The organism is Termitidicoccus mucosus (assembly GCF_038725785.1).
GTDB classification, from domain to species: Bacteria; Verrucomicrobiota; Verrucomicrobiia; order Opitutales; family Opitutaceae; genus Termitidicoccus; species Termitidicoccus mucosus.
The window spans coordinates 3,834,070-3,854,536 of record NZ_CP109796.1 but is presented as its reverse complement, the minus strand read 5'-3'; the positions used below and the strand labels follow the sequence as shown (position 1 = coordinate 3,854,536).

At 64.3% G+C, this 20,467-nt stretch carries 18 protein-coding genes; 4 read left to right on the top strand and 14 right to left on the bottom strand.

The genetic code is table 11. The features are described from left to right. Positions 1-32: 32 nt before the first annotated feature. Both OH491_RS13405 and OH491_RS13400 read right to left on the bottom strand, forming a co-directional pair. Positions 33-536: a methylated-DNA--[protein]-cysteine S-methyltransferase gene (locus OH491_RS13405; protein WP_068770810.1), complete on the bottom strand. Its 504-nt coding sequence runs from the start codon at positions 534-536 to the stop codon at positions 33-35. A gap of 7 nt (positions 537-543) precedes the next feature. Beyond that, positions 544-1,992, bottom strand: coding sequence for a DNA-3-methyladenine glycosylase 2 (locus OH491_RS13400; protein WP_334319386.1), 1,449 nt, complete (start codon positions 1,990-1,992; stop codon positions 544-546). Positions 1,993-2,137: 145 nt separating this feature from the next. Here OH491_RS13400 and fabG point away from each other — a divergent pair, with 145 nt between their 5' ends. From fabG to OH491_RS13385, 3 genes are all read left to right on the top strand, one after another. Further along, positions 2,138-2,878, top strand: coding sequence for a 3-oxoacyl-[acyl-carrier-protein] reductase (gene fabG / locus OH491_RS13395; RefSeq protein WP_068770812.1), 741 nt, complete (start codon positions 2,138-2,140; stop codon positions 2,876-2,878). A gap of 32 nt (positions 2,879-2,910) precedes the next feature. Further along, positions 2,911-3,174, top strand: coding sequence for an acyl carrier protein (gene acpP, locus OH491_RS13390; protein WP_068770813.1), 264 nt, complete (start codon positions 2,911-2,913; stop codon positions 3,172-3,174). A 243-nt stretch (positions 3,175-3,417) separates the two neighbouring features. Then, positions 3,418-4,113, top strand: a complete 696-nt coding sequence (locus tag OH491_RS13385; protein ID WP_342751059.1) for a beta-ketoacyl synthase N-terminal-like domain-containing protein — start codon at positions 3,418-3,420, stop codon at positions 4,111-4,113. 149 nt (positions 4,114-4,262) lie between these two features. Here OH491_RS13385 and OH491_RS13380 read toward each other — a convergent pair whose 3' ends face one another. After that, entirely contained in the window at positions 4,263-4,703 is a 441-nt protein-coding gene (locus OH491_RS13380) for a hypothetical protein (RefSeq protein WP_145928848.1), read from the bottom strand. 849 nt (positions 4,704-5,552) lie between these two features. On the opposite strand from OH491_RS13380, the gene OH491_RS13375 reads away from it, so the two are divergent. Further along, positions 5,553-6,272, top strand: coding sequence for a relaxase domain-containing protein (locus OH491_RS13375; RefSeq protein WP_084442266.1), 720 nt, complete (start codon positions 5,553-5,555; stop codon positions 6,270-6,272). On the opposite strand, the gene OH491_RS13370 is transcribed toward OH491_RS13375, so the two are convergent. The 11 genes from OH491_RS13370 to OH491_RS13320 all read right to left on the bottom strand — a co-directional run bounded on the left by OH491_RS13370 (position 6,175) and on the right by OH491_RS13320 (position 20,423). Next, on the bottom strand, positions 6,175-7,965 hold the full coding sequence (locus OH491_RS13370) for a cation:proton antiporter (protein WP_068770817.1): 1,791 nt from the start codon (positions 7,963-7,965) through the stop codon (positions 6,175-6,177). The genes OH491_RS13375 and OH491_RS13370 overlap by 98 nt on opposite strands. 92 nt (positions 7,966-8,057) lie before the next feature. Then, positions 8,058-8,894 carry a M48 family metalloprotease gene (locus OH491_RS13365; protein WP_068770818.1) on the bottom strand — a complete coding sequence of 279 codons (837 nt, stop codon included), beginning with the start codon at positions 8,892-8,894 and terminating at the stop codon, positions 8,058-8,060. Beyond that, positions 8,891-9,385 (bottom strand): hypothetical protein, encoded by a 495-nt coding sequence (locus OH491_RS13360; RefSeq protein ID WP_068770819.1) that lies wholly within the window; start codon positions 9,383-9,385, stop codon positions 8,891-8,893. Before OH491_RS13360 ends, OH491_RS13365 begins: the two co-directional genes overlap by 4 nt. A gap of 85 nt (positions 9,386-9,470) precedes the next feature. Beyond that, positions 9,471-11,606, bottom strand: a complete 2,136-nt coding sequence (locus tag OH491_RS13355; RefSeq protein ID WP_068770820.1) for an adenylate/guanylate cyclase domain-containing protein — start codon at positions 11,604-11,606, stop codon at positions 9,471-9,473. A gap of 504 nt (positions 11,607-12,110) precedes the next feature. Then, the gene (locus tag OH491_RS13350) at positions 12,111-12,971 is read right to left on the bottom strand and encodes a DUF4412 domain-containing protein (protein ID WP_068770821.1); all 861 of its coding nucleotides are present in this window, start codon (positions 12,969-12,971) and stop codon (positions 12,111-12,113) included. A 443-nt stretch (positions 12,972-13,414) separates the two neighbouring features. Then, positions 13,415-15,265, bottom strand: coding sequence for an InlB B-repeat-containing protein (locus OH491_RS13345; RefSeq protein ID WP_342751058.1), 1,851 nt, complete (start codon positions 15,263-15,265; stop codon positions 13,415-13,417). A gap of 284 nt (positions 15,266-15,549) precedes the next feature. Continuing rightward, complete coding sequence (locus OH491_RS13340) at positions 15,550-16,668, bottom strand: DUF4190 domain-containing protein (RefSeq protein ID WP_068770822.1); 1,119 nt, start codon at positions 16,666-16,668, stop codon at positions 15,550-15,552. A gap of 412 nt (positions 16,669-17,080) precedes the next feature. After that, a complete protein-coding gene (locus tag OH491_RS13335; protein WP_145928849.1) occupies positions 17,081-17,770 on the bottom strand; it encodes an outer membrane beta-barrel protein in 690 nt (229 codons plus the stop codon). Between the two features lie 140 nt (positions 17,771-17,910). Next, positions 17,911-18,648, bottom strand: coding sequence for a hypothetical protein (locus OH491_RS13330; RefSeq protein WP_068770824.1), 738 nt, complete (start codon positions 18,646-18,648; stop codon positions 17,911-17,913). Between the two features lie 102 nt (positions 18,649-18,750). After that, positions 18,751-19,107, bottom strand: coding sequence for a hypothetical protein (locus OH491_RS13325; RefSeq protein ID WP_068770825.1), 357 nt, complete (start codon positions 19,105-19,107; stop codon positions 18,751-18,753). A 287-nt stretch (positions 19,108-19,394) separates the two neighbouring features. Then, complete coding sequence (locus tag OH491_RS13320; RefSeq protein ID WP_068770827.1) at positions 19,395-20,423, bottom strand: outer membrane beta-barrel protein; 1,029 nt, start codon at positions 20,421-20,423, stop codon at positions 19,395-19,397. Positions 20,424-20,467: the final 44 nt, after the last annotated feature.

The window sequence follows — 20,467 nt, the reverse complement described above, 5'->3', positions numbered from 1 at the left end:
GCGGCGGCGGTGTTCACACCGTCGCGGGACGATCACACCAGCTCCGACGCCCACGGCTCCACGCCTTCGTGGGCGAGCAGCCTGCGCTTGGCTTCCGTGCCATAGGCGAACCCCGTCAGCGAGCCGTCCGCGCCGATCACGCGGTGACAGGGCACGATCAGCGCGATCGGGTTCGCCCCGTTCGCCCGGCCCACCGCGCGAGCCGAGGAGCGCAGCGCCCGCGCGAGCCCGCCGTAATTCCGCGTCTCGCCAAACGGGATCGCCCGCAACGCCTCCCACACGCGGAGCTGGTAGGGCGAGCCCGCCGGCTTGAGCGGCAGATCGAACGCGCGGCGCGCGCCGGCGAAATACTCCTCGATTTGCGCGCGGGCCGCGCGCGCGCGTTTCGGGTCGCGCACGAGTTCGCCGCCCTCGAAACGCCCGCGCAGCCATTCACCGCCGCCAAACGCGGTCGCGACCACGTTGCCGTCCGCGTCAACCACGACGGAAAACCCGTCGGTCATCGGCGCGGAAAAGGTATCGTAATAGTAGTTCATGATGTATTCAGGAAATGGATTGTTTCATCTGCCATAAATGCGCGGTGGCCAGGCTGCGATGCGGCGAAAACACAGTCATCAACCGTCGCGTGGCGTCCGCGCCGGGACGTTGTTCGAGCTTCATCAACAGTTGCAGCCCGCTCGTCAGGCCGGTGTCGCCGTAGGGCACGCAGTCGGCGAAGCCGAGCGAGCGCATCATGAGGTAATTGACCGACCACGGCCCGAGCCCGCGCACCGCCGCCAGGATGCGCTCCACCCGCGTGGCCGACATCGCGCGCAGCCCTTCGAGATCGAGCCGCCCGGAAACGATGAGCCGCGCGGCGTTGATGAGGTAGTCCGCCTTTTGCCTTGAAAACTTCAGCGCGCACAACGCCTCCGGCGCCAGCGCCGCCACCGTCGCGGGGGCCGGCAGCGCGACGAGTCCGTCCCCCGCCGGCTCGCCCGCGTGCAGCGCGAGGCGCTGGCGGAGCTGGAAGGCGAAGGGCAGGTTGATCTGCTGCCCGATGATGGCCCACGCCAGCCCGTCGAAAGCGGACACCGTCTGCACCAGCCGCAGGCCCTCGCGCCCCTTCACGAGCCGGGCAAACCCGAGCCGCCGCGCCAGCCGCGCAAACGCGGCGGCGTCCTGCGACAGGCCAAGCACCCGCGCGACGACCGCGTGCGCCCCATGCGCCGGGCCGCGCGAACACGACGCGCGCACGCGGCCGCCGTCCTCGAACCGCATCGTGAGCAACGCCGGCGCGCCGTCCGCGCCGATGCGGATCGCCGCCCGGAAAACGCCGCCCTCCAGCCTCTCGGTGACGCCATTCGGGTCGCGCCCGAGCGTGCGCCACAAAAGCGCGAGCGGGTAACCGGCGGGCAGCGTGACGGTGAAGCCGCGCGCGGCGGTGGCGTCATCGTCCGCGCCGAGTTCGCGATAGGCGGACGGCGTGAGGCCGTTGAGACGGCGGAAATGCTCGTGAAACGCCGACTGCGACTCGAATCCCGCCGCCTCCGCGACATCGAGCAGCGACCCGCTTCGTTTCCCGTCCAGCAGCATGCGCCGCGCCGCTGCCACCCGCGCCTCGGCCAGCAAGTCCGCGGGCGTGGTGTGATAGTGCAGCCGGAACAACTCGAACACCCGCGTCGCCCCAAATCCCGAGCGCCGCACGATGGCGCGCGCGTCGGGAAACTTCCGGGGCTCCGCGCGCACCTCGGCGACGAGCGCCTCGACGGTTTCGAGCACCGGATCGGCCCCGCGCTCGAAATCGTCGGGATGGCATTTTTTACACGCGCGCAAACCCGCCTCGCGCGCCGTCTGGCAGGATGGGAAGAAGCGGATGTTTTCCGCCTTCGGCTTCCGCGCCCGGCACGACGGCAGGCAGTAAATGCCGGTGGTGAGCACGCCGAGGAAGAAACGCCCGTTGCAACTCGCGTCGGAGGCGAGGACGCGCTCATACATCTGTGCGTGGCTCATTCGCATGGACGCACGCTAACACATTCCGCCGCGCGCGTCGTCCTGAGAATTTCGGGGCAATTTTCGGGGCACCGCCGCGCTCGATTTTCCGTCTTCCGTTTTCCCGGTCCAGCCGTCAGCCTTCACCTTTTATTCGCGTTTCCCAATGACCTTCAACCATCGCATCGCACTCATCACCGGCGCCGGACGCGGCATCGGCAAGGCCATCGCCGAGACGCTCGCCGCCGCGGGCGTCACCGTCATCTGCGTCTCGAAATCCGCCGACTCGTGCGGCTCCGTCGCCGCCGCCATCACCGCCGCCGGCGGCAAGGCCGAGGCGCTCGCCGTCGATGTGTCCGACTCCGCCGCCGTCACCCAGGCCGCCGAGGCGCTCCTCGCGAAGCACGGCAGGATCGACATCCTCGTCAACAACGCCGGCATCACCCGCGACGGCCTGCTCGCGCGCATGTCCGACGCCGACTGGAACGCCGTCATCCAGACCAACCTCAACAGCGCCTTTTACTGGACCAAGGCCATCGGCTGGCCCATGTGCCGCGCCCGCCACGGCCGCATCGTCAACATCGCCTCGGTCGTCGGCCTCATCGGCAACGCCGGCCAGGCCAACTACGCCGCCGCGAAGGGCGGCATGATCGCCTTCACCAAGGCCGTCGCGCGCGAATTCGCCAAACGCGGCGTCACCGCCAACGTCGTCGCCCCCGGCTTCATCAAGACCGACATGACCGCCGTGCTCAGCGAGGAGGTGCAGAAAGCCGCCGTCGCGCAGGTGCCGATGCAGCGCATGGGCGACCCCGCCGACATCGCCCACGCCACCGCGTTCCTCTGCAGCGAGGAAGCCGGCTACATCACCGGCCAAGTTTTTACCGTTGACGGCGGCATGGCAATGTGACCCTGTTTTCAACTCTCAGTAATCCAACCCACATGGCTGAACAAAAAACCATCGAACAACGCGTTAAGGAAATCATCGTCAACCAGCTTAACGTCAACGAAGAGCAAATCACCCCGCAGGCTTCCTTCTTGGACGACCTCGGCGCCGATTCCCTCGACACGGTCGAACTCATCATGGCCTTCGAAGAAGAGTTCAAGGACGAGATCAAGGGCGAAATCCCTGAATCCGACGCCGAGAAACTCACGACCGTCGGCCAGGTCATCGACTACATCAAAGGCAAGGCCGGCGCGGCCTGAGCCTTTCTGGCCCAAACGCATTTCCAAACGGCGCCCCGCCCGGAGCCTCCAACGAGACTCAAGGCGGGACGCCTTTTTTATTTTCGATTTTGGATTCTCGATTTTCGATTGGTGGAGCTGCCGCTCCGTCAGCAAAACGGCGCGGTAGCGCCCAATCGAAAATCGAGAATCCAAAATCGAAAATTTTCCGGGCTTTGCTTGGGCCCAAAAAAGCCTCTACCGTTTCATTTCATCCATTATCCTATGGCATCCAACCTTCCTCCCAGCCAACGCGTGGTCGTCACCGGCCTCGGCGCCATCGCCTCCATCGGTCACGACGTGGACACTTTCTGGAGCAACCTCCTCGCGGGCAAAAGCGGCATCGACCGCGTCACCCAGTTTGATCCCACGAACTTCACCTGCCAGATCGGCGCCGAAGTCCGTGACTGGAACATCGAAAACCACTGGGACCCCAAGGAAGCCCGTCGCAACGACCGCTACACCCACTTCGGCATGGCCGCCGCCAAGCAGGCCTTCAAGGACGCCGGACTCGACATGGCCGGGGAGGACGCCGACCGCGTCGGCGTCGTCATCGGCTCCGGCATCGGCGGCATGTCCACCTACGAAACCCAGCTCAAGCGCCTCATCGAAGGCGGCCCCCGCAAGGTCTCGCCCTTCACCATTCCCTCGCTGATCGGCAACATGTGCAGCGGTCTCTTCGCCATCGAGATCGGCGCGCGCGGCCCCAATTTCGGCCTCGTCTCCGCCTGCGCCACCGCCACCCACTGCATCGGCGAATCCATGCACATGATCCGCCGGGGCGACGCCGACATCATGATCGCAGGAGGCGCGGAAGCCTCCATCACGCCCTTCGGCTACGCCAGCTTCTGCTCCATGAAGGCCATGAGCACGCGCAACGACGCCCCGCAGCAGGCCAGCCGTCCCTTCGACAAGGGCTAGTTGATGGTTAATAGTTTAGAACGGGAAGAGAGTGGCAGGTCGGAGAGGAAAAGTGAAGCAAAAAACATCATTTCTGGCAACTTTTTGGCAACGTTATGCGGTTCCCGTAAAGGTGTTGCCTCGCTTGTATCCATATCATGAATACAAAATCAAATCCAGATCGGATAATGCGGGAATCCGTCCTGTTTGGCGAGCCCTGTTTTGGAGGTTTTCACGGCTGCCGCGCGCGCGGAGTGGCGCAAGTCGCGTGTCGACGTGTGCGGACCGTGGGGCGGCGTCTGCCGTGTGCTTTTGCTGCTGGCGGCGGCCGGCACACCTTCGCGCCCCATAATTGCGGATCGGGTGTCGCGGGCAAGGTGGAGAGCGTAGCGAACCTTGCGTGCGACACCATCATCGGCAACGGGGCGCGACGTGTGGTCTATCCCCGCTTGCCAAGTCAAGGCATGGCCGGGGTGCGTTTCAGCGATTTCCGCCGCGCGCAATGCGTTCGGGACAGTCTTCCGCCCTTGGCGAATGACGACCGGCGCATGAGATTCCCCTGTTTCCGCCTGATAAAATTCCTCCGCGTACCTGCGGTGCACGCCTGCCATCGGGCAGGCGCGCGGCCTGCCGGTTGGGGGGCCGCCGGCCCGGAAGCAGTCGCGGGACGACCGGAGCGCAGCGAGGACGCGCCCGCGTCTGCTTCCGGGTGACGCGTGGTTTTACCGTCCCGCCGCGTGGACACGCCGCAAGCGAGGAACGAGGGCGCGGCGTGGCCTCGCGGGTGTCGGCCTTGCGGGGAATCGTCGCTTCAACGGGCGGATGCTGTTTGTGGGTTGATTGAGCCGCCGCCCGCTTTTTTGGGCGGGCCGTCGCCAAGCCAATCAGCCATGCCGGCAGGAGGGTGCGTTTTTTGTCATAAAATTTGGATACGCCACGCGGCTGCGATGCGCGCGCGACGGACGGGGTTTTCCGCAATGGTTGCGAAACAGTCCCGAACGCCGATGCCCGGATTTTTTGCGGCGCAAAGTGCGCGATGTTTTTCTGGTGTCAGGCAAGCGGGGATGGCAGCGCGTGGCGGCCCGTGGGAAATGGGGGCAGCCGTTTCGCCAGCGGGTCGCGAAGGTCCGTGCGTCCGCCATCGCCGGCCAGCATTTCGACCCCGTGCCCGCGCTCCGGTTGCCCGCGAGTTTCTTGATGTCACGTCGTAAAACAAGGGGGCGATGATGCGCCGCGAGTGCGCAAAAATCGGAGGGCGGCGGATGCGTCACTCAGTCGCGCATCCTGCGAATCCGGACAAACCCGGTGTATTGGATGACCCGGTTTTGAGTCGCACGACGCCGACAGTGCGCGGGGCGTGAGCGCCCCGAAAAAATCATTGCGCCCGGGCGCAAGGGGAAAGGCGTCCTCGCTCAAAAGAACGCTGGTGCGTTCCGGGTGAAGGTGGCCTGTCCGCATTCATGGCGCGGCTGCGTTGGTTGACGGCAAACCCTTATATGAGAGATGCGGACTCCCAAGCCTCAATTGAATCTGGCCAATGCGCGAGGATATTCTGCGAGCATCTGGCCGTGGGCGACTACTACATGGACGGCCATGTGGTGGCCGGCGAGTGGCGCGGCGTCGCCGCGTCCATGCTCGGGCGCGAAAGCGTGGTGGATGAAAAAAGTTTCCTCGGGCTGTGCGACGGGCTGCATCCGGAAACCGGACAACGGCTGACCGCGCGTCGCAATACGACATGGCGTGACGCAAACAAGACCGTGTCAAATCATCGTGTGTTTTACGATTTTACAATCAGCCCGCCGAAGTCGGTTTCCGTTATCGCGCTTTATCAGGATGCCCGGATTATCGAGCTCCATGACCGGGTCGTGCGCGTGATGGTCGATGAGCTGGAAAAGTTCGCCGAGACGCGGGTGCGCAAGGACGGCGCAAACATCGAACGCGAGACCGGCGGGGTCATCGCCGCATTGTTCCGGCACGACACCAACCGTCTTTCGGCAATGCTATTTGAGATGCGAGCAAGCCAATCCGAGATGATTTGCCTCGCCGGGGCTCTCGTAATGGCGGGAGCGTCCGTGTTTTTGGTCACACTGCGCGTGATTCCGAGGATTCCGGGGCGGAAGTTTCCCCAAAAGGAGGCTGTGTGCGGTTCATGGTTTCGCGCTCATGGGCCAGGGCCGTAACATGGTCGCGGATGTCGGGATGTTTTTTCATGAACCGAAGAAAGTCGGCGCGGCTGAGCCGGAGCAGTTGCGTGTAGTCGATCGCCGTGACATCCGCCGTGCGGCGCGCCTTGCTGAGGAGCGCCATCTCGCCAAAAAAGTCGCCGGCTTGCAGCTTGATTTTGCGCCCCGTCACGGAGATTTCCACCTCGCCCGAGGCGATGAAGTAGGCGGTGTCGGCCTCGTCGCCCGCGCGGATGATGCGCTGTCCGGGCTGGGCCTCCACGGTGTTGAAATGCAGCGCCACGACCTCGCGCTGCTCGGGCGCGAGGCCGCTGAAGAGCGGAAAACGCTCGGCGAGTTGCTCGGGCGAGACGGTCTTGCGCGCGGCGGCCTTTTTGCGGGCGCGCTCGCGGGCGTCGTCAAAGTCCTTCTGGATGCGCACGAAGCGCTCCCGGCGGCTTGTCTCGAAGCGCGTCTTCCAGGCGGCATTTTTCAGGATGCGGGCGGCCAGCGCGTCGGCAGCCTGAAAAACCAGCGGGCTGAACGTGATGGAGAACAACGAGCCGCCCAAAATGAGGCTGAGCCCGTCGGACGGGAGCAGCTTGCAGCTGATGCCGAGGCCGCCGAGGATGAACGAAAACTCGCCGACCTGCGCAAGCGACGCGGCGACCAGGAACGCCGTGCTCAACGGGTAGCCGAGCACGAGCACGATGCCCGCGGCGGCGAGCGTTTTGCCGATCAGGATCACCAGCAGCACGCCCGCAAGCATGAGCGGCTCGCGCACGATTATCATGGGATCGAACAGCATCCCCACCGACACGAAAAACAACACCGCAAACGCATCCTGCAACGGCAGCGAATTGGTGGCGGCCTTGTGGCTGAAATCGGAGCCGTTGAGCACCATGCCCGCGAAAAACGCGCCCAGCGCAAACGAGACGCCGAAGACCCGCGTCGCCCCGTAGGCGATGCCCAGCGCCACCGCCAGCACCGCGAGCGTGAACAACTCGCGCGACCCCGTGCGCGCCACCTGCCGCAGCACCCACGGCACCACGCGCGGCCCGAGAATCATCGCCAGGGCCACGAACGCCCCGACCTTGAGCAATGTGACCGCCAGCGTGAACGTTAGCCCGTGCGCGCCGGCGGCGCCGTCCGCGCCGTGCTCTGTCCCCGGCGCCTGCCCGCCGAGCAGCTCCGTGAACGCCGGCAGCAGCACCAGCACCAACACCATCGCGAGGTCCTCGACAATCAGCCAGCCGACCGCGATGCGCCCGTTGGGCGAGTCAACCAGGTTGCGCTCGTCCAGCGCGCGCAGGAGCACGACCGTGCTCGCCACCGAGAGGCAAAGTCCGAACATGATGCCACCGCCGAGCCCCCAGCCCCACAACACGGCCAGGCCCGCCCCCAACGCCATGGCGACCGCGATTTGCGCGACGGCCCCCAAGATGGCGATCCTTCGCACGGCCATGAGATCGGACATGGAAAAATGCAGCCCGACGCCGAACATGAGCAGCATCACGCCGATTTCCGCGAGTTGCCCCGCCAGCGCCGTGTCGGCGACGAAGCCCGGCGTGAACGGCCCGATGACCACGCCGGCCAGCAGGTAGCCGACCAGCGGCGGCAGCGAAACCTTGCTGACGGCGAAGCCAAACACAAAGGCCAGGACAAAACCTGCCGCGAGCGTGACGATGAGCGCGATATCGTGGGTGGGCATGAGGATTAAAGTTTAAGTTTAAGTTTCCGGCTGCGGCGGGTTTTCTTCCTTTCACTTCAACTTAAACTTCAACTGGCGGCGCAGCCGCCTCGCTATTCCGGCAGGCGCGTGATGCGCGTGGCGATCGGCGGGTGCGTGCCGAAGATGTCGGACGGTTTCCGGGCATCGCCGGCGGTGGCGGCTGCGACCGCTTCGAGCGCGGCGCGCAAGCCGCCGGGCCTGAAACCGGTGACTTCGCACAGTGTCACCGCGCCGGCGTCGGCGTCGAACTCGCTCGCAGGGTCGAGTCCTTTTTCAAAGAGCGCGCTGGTGACAGTCTGGATGTCATCGCCAAACGCCTTCAGGTCGGCGACGGCCTCGCCGGCCAAATCGAGGCTGGCGGCCAGCAACTCGCCGCGGCGCAGGCTGGCGAGCGCGTGGCGGCGCGTGATGTGCGTGATCTCGTGCGCGAGGATGCCGGCCAGCTCGTCGTCAGCGCCCGCGAGCTTGTAGAGACCGCGCGTGATGAAAACGCGTCCGCCGGGCGCGGAGTAGGCGTTGATGGTGTCGGAGTCGAGCAGGCCGAAGACCCAGCCGAGTTCCTGCCGGTCGCAGTAGCGGGCGAGGGCCTTGCCGAGGAGGTTGACGCGGCGCGTGGCCTCCTCGTCCCGCCAGACGCCGCCGAAGCGGGCGGTGATTTCGAGCGAGACGGCCTCGCCCAGCGCGATTTCCTGCTCCAGCGGGAAACCCCGCACGCCGTCGGCGACGCGCTTGGTTTTTTTCGTCACGGTCGCGGCCTTTTGCGTGGTGTCCTTTGCCTTTTGGAGGGCGCCGCCCGCGTCGCGGATTTTGTCCAGCAGGCCGGCGCGCGCAATGCCCGCCGATGCGAGAGCGATCACGGCGCCGGCGGCGATGGCACGAATGTGTGTTTTAAAAAAACGCGGTTTCATTGCTGGTATTCCCCTTTCTTGTTTTCGATGAGCCAGATGATGATGTCCTCCTCGACGATGGCCGCGGCAAACGCGGTCAGCCACTCGTCGCCGCCGGGGTCGAGGCTGCGTTTTTCCGCGTAGTCGCCCGCGATGCGCGTGAGGGGGCGCGCGGCGGCGGCGACGGCGGTGCCCGACGCGGTGTCCGCCGTCATGCCCGAGGCGGGCGGGATGGACGGTTTTTCACCGGCGACGTTGCCGGCATAGACCCAGCCGGCGGTCTTCGGTTTTTTGGCCGACACGCGCAGCCACGAGCCGCGCATCTCCTCGATTTTAAGCGGCGCGCCGAAGGCGACCTTGCCGCCGGCCCCGGCAAACGGCCCCGGCCCGGTGAGCAGCAGGGTCTCCAGACGTTTGGCGTAGGCGGTGTCGCCCTTGGCGAACGCGGCCCGCGCCGCCGGGGCGGCGGCAAGCAGGAGCGGGATTAGCAGGATGAATGCGGATGTTTTCATGGTGGTTCTAGTGGTGGTTTTCATGGTCTGACGGGCATTTTTTCAACCGCGGACGGGCGCCCGCAGATGGTTTGTGACAAGGTTCTCATTTTGAATGCAGCTCGATCACCGGGTCCCAATCCTCCGGGGGCGGACTGGCGGCGAGGGTGAGCGCGGCCTCGTGGTAGCGCGCGGAGACGGTGTCGTCGGCACGGAGCGCGACCGCGCGGGCGTAGGCGGCGGCGGCATCGGCGAAACGGCGTTCGCACCACGCCGCGAAACCCTCCGCGCAGGCACCCAGGTGCCCGCGTTGCGCGGCGGTGAGCGAATCGGGCTCGCCCACGAGCTCGTGCACGGCCACGGCCTCGGCCTTGCCTTTCACGCGGAGCAGGCCGACGGGGCGCGTCGCCAGCAGCCCGGCCACGCGCGCGGCGGTGAGCGGGCCGATGAGGATGCCGGTGCCGAACTGCTTGTTTGCGCTTTCGAGGCGCGCGGCGAGGTTCACCGCGTCGCCGAGCACGGTGTAGTTTTTCTTTTTCTCCGTGCCCACGTTGCCGACGACCATCGGGCCGGTGTTGATGCCGATGCGCACGCCCAGCCGCATGCCGTGGTCGCGTTCGAGACGCTCGTTGATGGCGTCGAGCCGGCGGCGGCATTCGAGCGCGGCACGGCATGCGGCGAGCGCGTGGTTTTCCAGCGGCCCGGGCGCGCCGAAGACGCCCATGAGCGCGTCGCCGATGTATTTGTCGATGTAGCAGCCGTGCGCGAGCACGCCCTCGCTGAACTCGTGCAGGTAGCCGTTCACGAGCGCGACGAGTTGCGCGGAGTCCAGCCGCTCGCTGAGCGAGGTGAAGCCGGCGATGTCCGAAAAAAACACCGTCAGTTCGCGCCGCTCGCCGCCGAGCGCGAGCGAGCCGGGATCGCGTATCAATTTTTCAACCACGGCGGGCGACACATAGGCGCCGAACCACGTCTGGATTTCGCGCTTGAGCGCGCGTTCGCGCAAATAACCGTCGGCGACACCGGCGCCGAACGCGGCCACCGAGCCGATGACGACGAGGGACGGCGCGAGCCAGATGTTGCCGAAATGCAGCAGCGCCGCGCCGCCGGGGAGCGCGAGCAGCGTCACCGCGACGGCGACGGCGGCGGGCGCGCGCAGCCCGCCTGCCTGCGGGGAATGTCCGCCGTCCGCCCGGCCTCGCCGCCGGCGAGGGGAGGCGTGCGCCACGGCGAGCATCGCCGCCAGCGCCGCCGCCAGCACGGGAGCGCGGCCCGCGTCGCGCGTGAGGGTGCCGGCGCGCAGGTTGGCGAACGCCGTCCAATGCGCGATGACACCCGGCTCCGGCGCGTCGGCGGGCGTGGCGATGGCGTCGAAGGCGCCCGCCGCGTTGGCCCCTACGAACACCACGCGCCCGCGCACGCGCTCGAAAATTCCGCCGACAGGAGCGGGCTCCGTCCCGATGGCGGCGCCGAGCGCGGCGGGATTTTCGAACTCGCCGGTGCGCGCGCATGCTTCGTTTAGAATCGCCATGCCCGCTGCGGCGAAAGGCGCGGCGGGCAGCACGGGCACGCCGCGCGCCTTGAGCTGTTCAAGCCCGCCGGCCCAGCGCAGGAGATGCTCGCCGCCGGGCATATGTTTGTTTTCCGCCAGCGCCGCCGCGCCCAGCGAACCGGCGGGCGTGTAGCGGCGCTGGATGCCGTCGGCATCGGGCGAAACATCAACCCAGCCCCAGCGCGACCGGGCGGTGCCGCCGTCGAAAAAAGAGGCGTGTTCCCGGCGAAACGCCTCCGGCCATACGACAGGCAGCGCGGGCGGCGCGCCGGGGGCGGGCCGGCGCAGCGCGCCGAGCGTGATGTCGCGCAAACCTGCGGCGGCGGAGCCGAGCAACGCGTCGTCCGCAGCGTCGGAGGAGTTTTCCAGAAAAAGAAAATCCGCCACGACGTGCCTCGCACCCGCGCGGTGCAGCGCGGTGAAAAGCCCCGCGAAGGCGCGGCGCGGCCACGGCCAGCGCATGGCGTAGGGATCGGCGCCGAGGGCTTGCAACGACTGCTCGTCCACGAGCACGATGGCGGTGTCGTCCGGCGCGGGCCCGCTCCGGGCGAGGGCGCGCTGGAGCAGATCGAACCACGCGCGGTCGAGCGCGTCGGTGATGCCGCTGGCGGCGAACAACAGCGTGACGGCGACGGCGATGACAAACGGCGCGACGGCGCGCAGGCGCGCGGATGGTTTCGTTGTGGGCATTCGGAAAAGGGTGTCGTGCCAATCTTCTGGAAACCCGGATGGTGAAATAAAACGAGTCACTAAATTAACAGCAAAGGAGCAAAGCGCGGAAAAGTTTCGCGAAGAAAACAAACCCTTCAAAAACCTTCGCGCCCCTTCGCGGACTTTGCGCCTTTGCTGTTAATAACAACCGAACCGATAAACTGTCCACGGATTTTACAGATTAACACAGATTGAAAAATAAATTATAAAAATAATCCGTGCGAATCCGTGTAATTTGTGGACGGCAAAAACAAACCATTATTTTTAACAGAAGGAAACAAAGGGAACAAAGAAGATAATAATCATAAAAAGGTATTCTTCGTTCCCTTCGTTTCCTTCTGTTCAATAAAAACGAACCAATAAATCAACCACGGAGACACGGAGGGCACGGAGTTATGAAAGAGAATTTATTAAAGAACTTTCCCCGGTCTCTGTATCTCCATGTTTAAATATAGTCGCATCGTTTGTCCGGGCGGGGCGGGGTTATTTCCCGAGATTCTTGAGCCGGTCCCAGACGCTGCTTTTGGCTTTTTGCTTGGCGGCATCCTTCGCGCCTTCCTTGGCGCTTTCGGCGGCGGCGTCCTTCATGGCGTCCGACATGCCGCCGAACATGCCGCCCATGTCGAGTCTTTTGTAATCGGCGGGAGGGACGAAGAGCGAGTCGGGCTGGCTGCCTTTTTCGATTTTGATCACCTCCATTTGATACATCATCTTGTCGTCGCCCTCCTTTTTATAGGTGGTGACTTTCAGCGGGAACAGGCCCTTCTCCTCCAGGAATTTTTCCCAGCCTTTCTTTTCCTGCTGCCTGGCGTTCGGGCCGGTGCCGGCCATGCGGAAGGCGCCGAGGCCGCTGGCGAGCCACATTTCCGTGTATTCGCCGGAGCCGGTGCTGGCGTATTCCTCGACGCGATGGCCGAGGATGGTGTCGGTGCGTCCGGTGGGCTTGTAGGCGTCCTCGGCCTGGCCGGACGCGGAGGCGTTGCCGCGGTTGCCTTTCGACACCATATACATTTTCTGCTGCGGCATGAGGATGAGGTTTTCCTCGGTCTCGGTGTCGGTGATGATCGTCATGGCAAACTCCTGCGCCTGCTTTTTGCCGGGCTTGGCGGCGGTGCCGCTCACGTCGAGCGCGGCATTCATCTCGATGCGCAGTTTCGGCATTTTTATATAGGTGCTGATGACGGCGTTGTTGTTTTCCTTGGATTGCGGGTTGCTGATTTTCATGTCGATGCGCCCCTCGAAATCCGAGGCGGCGGACGCGGGCGCGGCGAGCGCGCCCAGCGTGATGAGAAGCGCGGCGGCGAGGGCCAGCGGCTTGGTGTGTTGTTTGTTATGTGTGTTCATGATGGAGGAAAAATTTAAGTTCGGGTGTTTTTTTATTAACCGCAGAGAACGCAAAGAACGCAGGGAGGAGTATGATCATTTTTTGCGCCCATTGCGTTCTTTGCGGTTAAATTTTTTGGTTCAATCTTTATTGAACAGAAGGAAACGAAGTGAACGAAGAATACATTTTATGATTATGGTTTTCCTGGTTCCCTTCGTTTCCTTCTGTTAGAAATAATGGTTCGTTTTTAATTAACCGCAAAGAACGCAAAGAACTCATGGAAAAATCATATTTATCAGTCTTTGCGTTTTCTGCGTTCTTTGTGGTTCAATTTATTGGTTCGGTTTTATTTAACCACGGAGGCACGGAGGACATGGAGTTCGGAGGGAGTTTTTTAATAAAATTCTCTTTCATGACTCCGTGTCCTCCGTGTCTCCGTGGTTAATTTATCGGCCCGGTTTTGTTATTCGCGGGTGGTTTTCCTCGCGCGGAGGGCGGCGAGGAGGGCGAGGAGCGCCAGCAAGGGGAGCGAGGGCGCGCCACCACCGCCGCCGCCGGTGTTGTTATTATTTCCGGTGCCACCGGTGCCGGTCGTCGTGCCGGTGGCGTTTAGTTTGTGGCCGGGGTCAACGAGCGTGCCTTTGACGATGTTGGCGGGGGTGTCGCGGTTGGTGGCGGTGACGATGAGGGCGGCGGTGTTGGCGAGGGTGACGGTGCCGGTGGCGACGCCACCGGCGGCGTGGAGGGCGTAGCCGGAGCCGCGGCCCTCGGCGGTGATTTTGCCGCCGTTGATGGCGAGGTCGCCGTCGGAATAAACGCCGTTGTGGCCGGCGGTTTTGATTTGGCCGGTGCCGCTGATGACGAGGTCGGTCGGATAATTTATGTCAATGGCGGCGACGCCGTTGCCGGTCCACGCGGGGACGGCACCGGAGGCGGCGGTGGCGCCGCCGGTGGCGACGAGGGCGTTTGCGGCGGTGGAGTTGACGGTGAGCGCGGCGGGCGCGGTGGCGGAGGCGGCGAAGAGGACGATGCCGTTGCCGCCGGTGCGCCCGGAGCCGGAGGCGGTGAGCGTGCCGGTGTAGCTGCCGGCGGCGGCGGTGAGGCGGGCCGCGCCGTCGAGGGTGAGCGCGGCGGCGCGCACGCCGTCGCCGGGGGCGTAGTTGGATGGGGTGGTGTAGGTGCCGGAGTAGTTGCCGCCGATGGCGTTGACGGCGACGCTGCCGGTGAGGAGCACGGGGCCTTCCACGAGGATGCCCGCGGCGGGCACGCGGTAGCCGAAGAGGGCATCCCCAATGGACGTGCCAAAAACGTCGGTGCCGCTGGCGGTGAGGGCGTTGAGCGTGCCGGAGCCTTGCACGACGAGGGCGGCGCCGGCGGCGGTGCCGCTGCAGGTGAGGCCGCCGCCGTCGGCGCTGGTGGTGTCGAGCACGGCGCCGGGGGCGAGGTCGAGGGTGAGCGTGCCGGTGGTGGCGCCGGTGGCGCTAACCCAAATGCCGCCTGCCGGGGAACGTCCGGTGATGACCGTGTTGTTTTTCGCGTAAATGGTGAGGTTTCCGCCGTCCGTCTTTAAGCTCATCGAGGCAAGGGACCGGCCCCGGATGCCGGTGAGCGAGAGGTTGTCGAGGGTGATGGTGCAGGCTGGCGTGCCGGACCACCGATACGCTTCCACATCCACGCCGGCCGCGCCGGTGCCGGTCAGGATGAAATTGTAGGCATAATTAAAGAGATACACCGTGTTGATGTTGGCGTGGCCAGTGCCGGTGGACTGGAACTGCCAGCCGTTGCCGCGGATTGTGCCCGTGCCGGGAACAAGCAGGGAGACGTCTATGATTTCGTCGGGAAGCGCGGCGGCGGCAGGCGCGGGAGCGGCGGGAGCGGCGGCGGCCACGGACGCGGCGGCGGGCGACCATTTGGCGTAAAGCGTGAGGGCGGTGTCGCTGGCGGACGCGGGCGCGGCGGCGGCGGTGTTTGCCGGCACCGGCACGAGGGTGCCGGGCGTGATGAGCGCGCCGGTGCCGTCGGGGAGCGTCCACCAGCCGTGGAAGACGTGGCCGTCGCGCGCGGGCACGGGGAGCGCGCCGTAGGCTTCGCCGGGCGTGACGGCGAGGGTGGCGGGCGTGGCGGCGTTGGCGTTGGCGGCGGCGGCGGGGAACGCGCCGCCTTGCGGGTCGAGCGTGACGAGGACGGACGCAGGGACGGCGGATGCAGCCGACTCCGGCTGCGCGGTGGCGGCGGCGGGCGCGCCCAGCGCGATGAGAAGCGCCGCCGCGAAGGTCGCGAGGCAGCGGGTGAGTGATAGTTTGGTGGTTTTCATGGATGGGAATGGGAGCGGAATAGTTTCGTCCACCCATCCATTGGGGAAACACCGCCAAGAGTTGCGGATTTATCCGGATTTTTTTGAAAAAACTTTCGGAATGGCCTTTGCTTGGTCGCAATCGGGCCGTCCGGGCAAGCGTGGCTTGAGTGGCACGGGCGTCCTCGCCCGTGGACGGCGAAGCCGCCGGTTCGTGTGGCATGGGCGTCCCGCCCATGCTTTGCCGGAAAAACGCCAAACCCACGGGCGTGACGCCCGTGCCACTCAAACCACGGAGATTGCTGTCACTTTTCGAGCGCGAGGCCCGCGAGGCGCGGGTCGCCGGGCTGGAGGCGGGCGGTTTCGCCGCCGAGCAGGAAGACCGGCACGGTGCCGTCGGCGAGCGGTTTTGTGTAATGCAGGGCGACGGTGTCGGGCGGCAGGGCGGTCGTGAGGCCGGGGACGACGGCGAGGCCGCGCGTGAGAATCGAGGAGAACATCGAGAGGTCGAGGCCGCCGAGCGCGGACGCCATGCCGGAGGCCGGCAGCGGCATGCCGCCGGGCAGCGCGGCGCCGGCGGCGTCGCCGGGTTGCGCGGGAGCGGCGGGGGCGGCGCCGCCCGGCAGTTGCGTGCCGAGGGAGCCGAGGGCGTTTTTGCCAAAGCCGTCGAGCGTGCCGGGCAGGCACCCGCCGTTGGCGGCGGCCTGCTGGAGCAGCCACTGGCCGGCGAGGGAGAGGCGCTGGTCGGCGGATTCGTCGAGCGCGGTGTTGATTTGCTCGCGCACGCCGGCGGGGAGGAGGGCCTCGCTCTTCATGATGCCCTTGACGAGCGGCTCGCCGAGCTTCGAGACCGCCGGGGCGACGCGGCTGACCACCGCCTCCGCCGGGTCGCGCCCGGCGGCGATGTCGTCGCGGATGCCGGAGCTGGTGCGCCAGATCCAGAGGCCGCCGGAGACCGTCGAGGCGACGCAGGCCACCATGCCGAGGTAGCCGAGCAACAGCCCGAGCAGCGCCACGCCGCCGCCGGTGAGAGCGCCCTTGGAGCGACGGATGCGCCCGCGCGCGATATGGCCGCAGATGATCGTGAACGGCCAGATGAGCACAAGCAGGCCAGCCAGCAGCGTGACGAGCGAGAGTTTGCTGAAACGCTTCTCCGGCGCGGCGGATGCCGGCGACGCGCCGGGAGCGGCGGCGGGCGCGGTGTCCGCAACGGGTGCGGGCGCCGCCGCGGGCACGGGAGCCGGGGCGGGTGCGGGCTGCGAGAGTTGCGCGGATTGTGAGGGTTGCGCGGTGTCGGCGACCCACACCCAGCGGCCTTCCGGCGGCGGGGGCGCGTCCGCCGGCTGCGGCGTCGGCGGGTTTTCAGGAGCGGCGGGCGCGTCAATGGGCGCGGCGGTGGTGTCGGGTTGGTTTTCGTCGGGCATGGCGGGGAAATTTATTGACCGCGAATGAACACGGCCGGGCGCGGATCAAACCTCTCGGCCGTTGTTTTGCGTGGCTCCTCGTGGTTTTGGAAAAAATATCCGTGCCAGCGGTGTCCATTCGCGGGGAAGGTGGTTTTGGTTGTCAGGCTTGTTTTTATAGTATTTTCTATCGATATTTATACATAACGGCAGGGCGAGGCGTCCCCGCCGAGCCGCGGCTCACCCGGAGGGTTCGCCCTACCTGGTGCATGTGCAAATAATACTATAATCCTGCCAGATCTTGAAATCCTGTTAAAATAAAGGTTCGGTTTTTATTGAACAGAAGGAAACAAAGGGAGCGAAGAATACATTTTATAATTATGGTTTTCCTGGCGTCCTTCGTTTTCTTCTGTTCAAAATATCGGTTCGGTTCTCACCAGCGGCAGCTCAGGGCGGCGCGGACGTTGGGGCGCCAGTAGAGTTTGTTTTTGCCGATGGTGACGGACTCGTCCTCGACGTTGTCGGAGAAGGTTTTTTCCTTGGAGGCCAGAGCGCGGGCGCCGACATCCAGCGCCCATGTCTTGCCGAGTTTTATAACGACGCCGGCGGTCGCGCCGTAGAGGCCGATCCAGTTGGAATCCTTGTAGTTTTCGATCGCGTGGTTGACATCGGCCTTCCAGCCGGCCTTGTCGCTCATCATGCCGACGGAGGCGCCGACGTAGAGGCCGACGGGGCCGAGGCCGAGGGTGTAGCGGTAATTGAGGAGAATCGGGATTTGGGTTTTTTCGGTGATGGCAACCGGCGTCTGGCCGGTGCCGGAGCCGATGAGCGAATTGTCCACGGAATCGCTGATTTTCATATATCCGGCTTCGAGGCCGAAGGTGTGACTGTCGAAAAGGGTGAGGCCGATCTCGGCGAAGTAGCCGGGCTTCCAGCCGTCGAGCTTGTCCTTCCAGTTGTCGGAATTGGCACCCCGGACTTCCTCGATGGCGTTGGGTTTGCTGTAGTCAACGCCCGCGCGGATGAAGGGCGAGACGACGGCGGCACGGGCCGGGAGGACCGATGCGATTAAAAGCAGTGGTAGGAACCGCATGAGGATTTTGGCGGTGGATTTTGCGGTCATGATGGTGATGATTTTTATTAACCACAAAGACACAAAGACACAAAGAACTCAAAGGACGAAAAAGGAGGTTTGTGTATAAAACCATGATTAGGGTTTTCTTGTGATCTTTGTGTCTTTGTGGTGAGTTTGTTTGTTGGTTCTTATTTGATCCAGGTGGTTTCGAGGGTCTTGGTGAAGGCGGAGTCGGGGACTTTTTGGGTGACGGCCAGCGCCTCAAGGCAGACGGTTTCCTCTTTGGCGCCGTTGGAGAGCGTCCGGGTGTATTTCAGGCGCATGGTGATACCGTTCCAGACGGCGATTTCCTCGTAGGACTTCCCGAAGTTCAGGTCGCCGTAGCGCGGCAGGCCTCCGGTGTTCTCCGGGCGCACGCCGGCATAGACGTCGCAGGTTTTGCCGGCGATGGTGACGGAGGGCTGCTTGGTGAAGCCTACCTTTTCGTGGACATAGTATTTGGTCAGGTCGGCGACGGGGTCGGAGAAGGCGTTGTTGAGGTTCTGCTCGACGCGGAGGGCGGCCATGTCGAGATTGCCGCTGGCGTCGGTGCGGAGGAGTTCCTTCCACGCGCCATCCTCGTATTTGTGGACGATGCCTTTTTTGTTGGGGCCGCCGTTGCGGTCCCATATCTGCGTTTCCTGGTGCTGGTGGCCGTCGTGACTGGATATGCTATCCATGCGCTTTTTCTGACCGTCGGCGCTTTTGGTGAAGATGTAAACGGTATTGTCCTTTTTATATTTTATGGAGAGGGCGCCTTCGCGGGCGGAGGAAGAGCCGGACGCGGACGGGCCGGACGAGCCGGATTTGCCGCAGCCGGCGAGGGACAACGCGGCGATGGCCGCGATTGTGGTGAGGAGGAGGCAGGTGGTGTGTTTTGTATTCATGGGGGGAAGATGGGAAGAATGGGAGAAATGTGAGGGATGGGAGTGGTGGGATGGATGGAGTTGCGGGGCGGCGGCTTTCGGCGAAGCCGCCCTGCCTCTTTGTCATTCGACAAGGCGGTAGCCGGATTTCATGTTGTATTCGGCGGCGGCGGCGGCGTTTTTCTCGACCCAGGATTTCTGGTCGTCGTAAACCTCCTGCCAGGTTTTGTCCCGGTATTTATACTCGTCGTAGGTGCTGCGGATGTAGCGCCGGGCCTTGTCCGCCTCTTCGATGACTCCGACGCTCATATTTTCGCGCTCGCTTTCGTAGCGGTCGGCATAGTCCTCGGAAAGAAGGAGGCGGGTGACCGTCGTTTTATATTTCCCGTCCTCGAAGAGGCGGACACGGTAGGTGTAGCCTTGGCCCGAATGTTCCTCTACGACGCTTTTGCCGGGGACGGACTTGCCGATTTCGGCCATTTTTTTTCAACTGCCAGTCCGACATGTCGTGCTCGCCTTTCATGGATTTCTCGGCGCGGGCGAGGTTGGATTTTGCGTCGGACTCGTAGGCGGTTCCGGTTTTTTGCGATTTTCCGCAACCTGCGAGAAGCAGAGCGGCACAGAGCGCGGCGGGAATGGCAATGCGCGATTTAAGGACGGGAACAGTCATGGAGGGATGGGAAAATATTTTGAGGAATGGATTTTTTAGTTGATTATAAACCGGCGGCGGTTTTCCGCCGCCGGTGTGTTTATTTGCGCGGGGTGCGTCAGAATTTGAAGATGACCTGCACGCCAGCGAAGACCTCGTTTTTCAGTTCGCGGGGCGCGAGGCCGTCGAGGTCATAATAATTATCATACGCGCCGTAGCTCACCTCGGCGCGGACCTCGAGGTTTTCGCTGAGCGCCACGGCGGGGATGACGGACAGCTTGACGAAACCGGGATCGTCAAGCCCGACGGAGCCGATGTCGGCATCGGCCCTGCCGGCGGAGACGCGGCCGGCGAGCGTCCATTTGTCACCGAGCGCCTGCCTGGCGAACAGCAGGGCGCTGAAGGCGTCGCCGTGGCCCAGTTTGTTTTCGCTTCGCTGGTAGGTAAACTCGGCGCCGAGGGTGGTTTTGCTGCTGTCGATGTAATACTGACCCCAGACATTGATATTCAACGCGTCGGCGTCCATCAGCACATGGTCGTGTTCGTAGGCGATGGTGGCGGCGAAGCTGAAGGTCTTGTCGTCGTAGGCCGCGTATAATTCGGCGCCGAGGCTGCCGTGGTTGATGTCGCCGTCGCCCTTGTAGTAGGTGTAGCCCCATACCGAGTCCAGCAGGGCAGCGCCCACGGTGAAATTATCGAGGGCCCAGGTCGCCTTCACGCCGTTGTGGTGCTTGGGAAGGAGGCCAAAGACGTCGCCGGAGGTGATCGCGCCGGCCGCCGGGATGTCAAAGGATTCGTAGCCGGCCCAGGTCAGGAAACGCCCGGCGGTGACGGTGAGGTCGCCGGTTTTATAGGAAACGAATGCCTCGGGCACCACGAGCCCGTCGCCAGCGAGTGAATAGAGGCTGAGTTTGGCGCTGACAGTGTCGTTATAATTAAAGAGCGCGTCCAGACGGATGGCGTCCAGGTCCATGCGCGCCTCGTCCGCGTCATCGCCGGCGTCGAAATCCAGCCGGTCGTAGCCGACAGAACCGGCGGCGTAGCCGGTGATATTGAGGCCGGGGACAAGGGCGATTTCAGCCCGGGCCGCGCCGGCGAGGAGAACGGAGGCGAAAAGCGCGCCCGTGAGTTTTATGCTATTTTGCATGATTTTATGTTTGGTTTGTGTCTTGGGTTCAGTCCGGATGGACT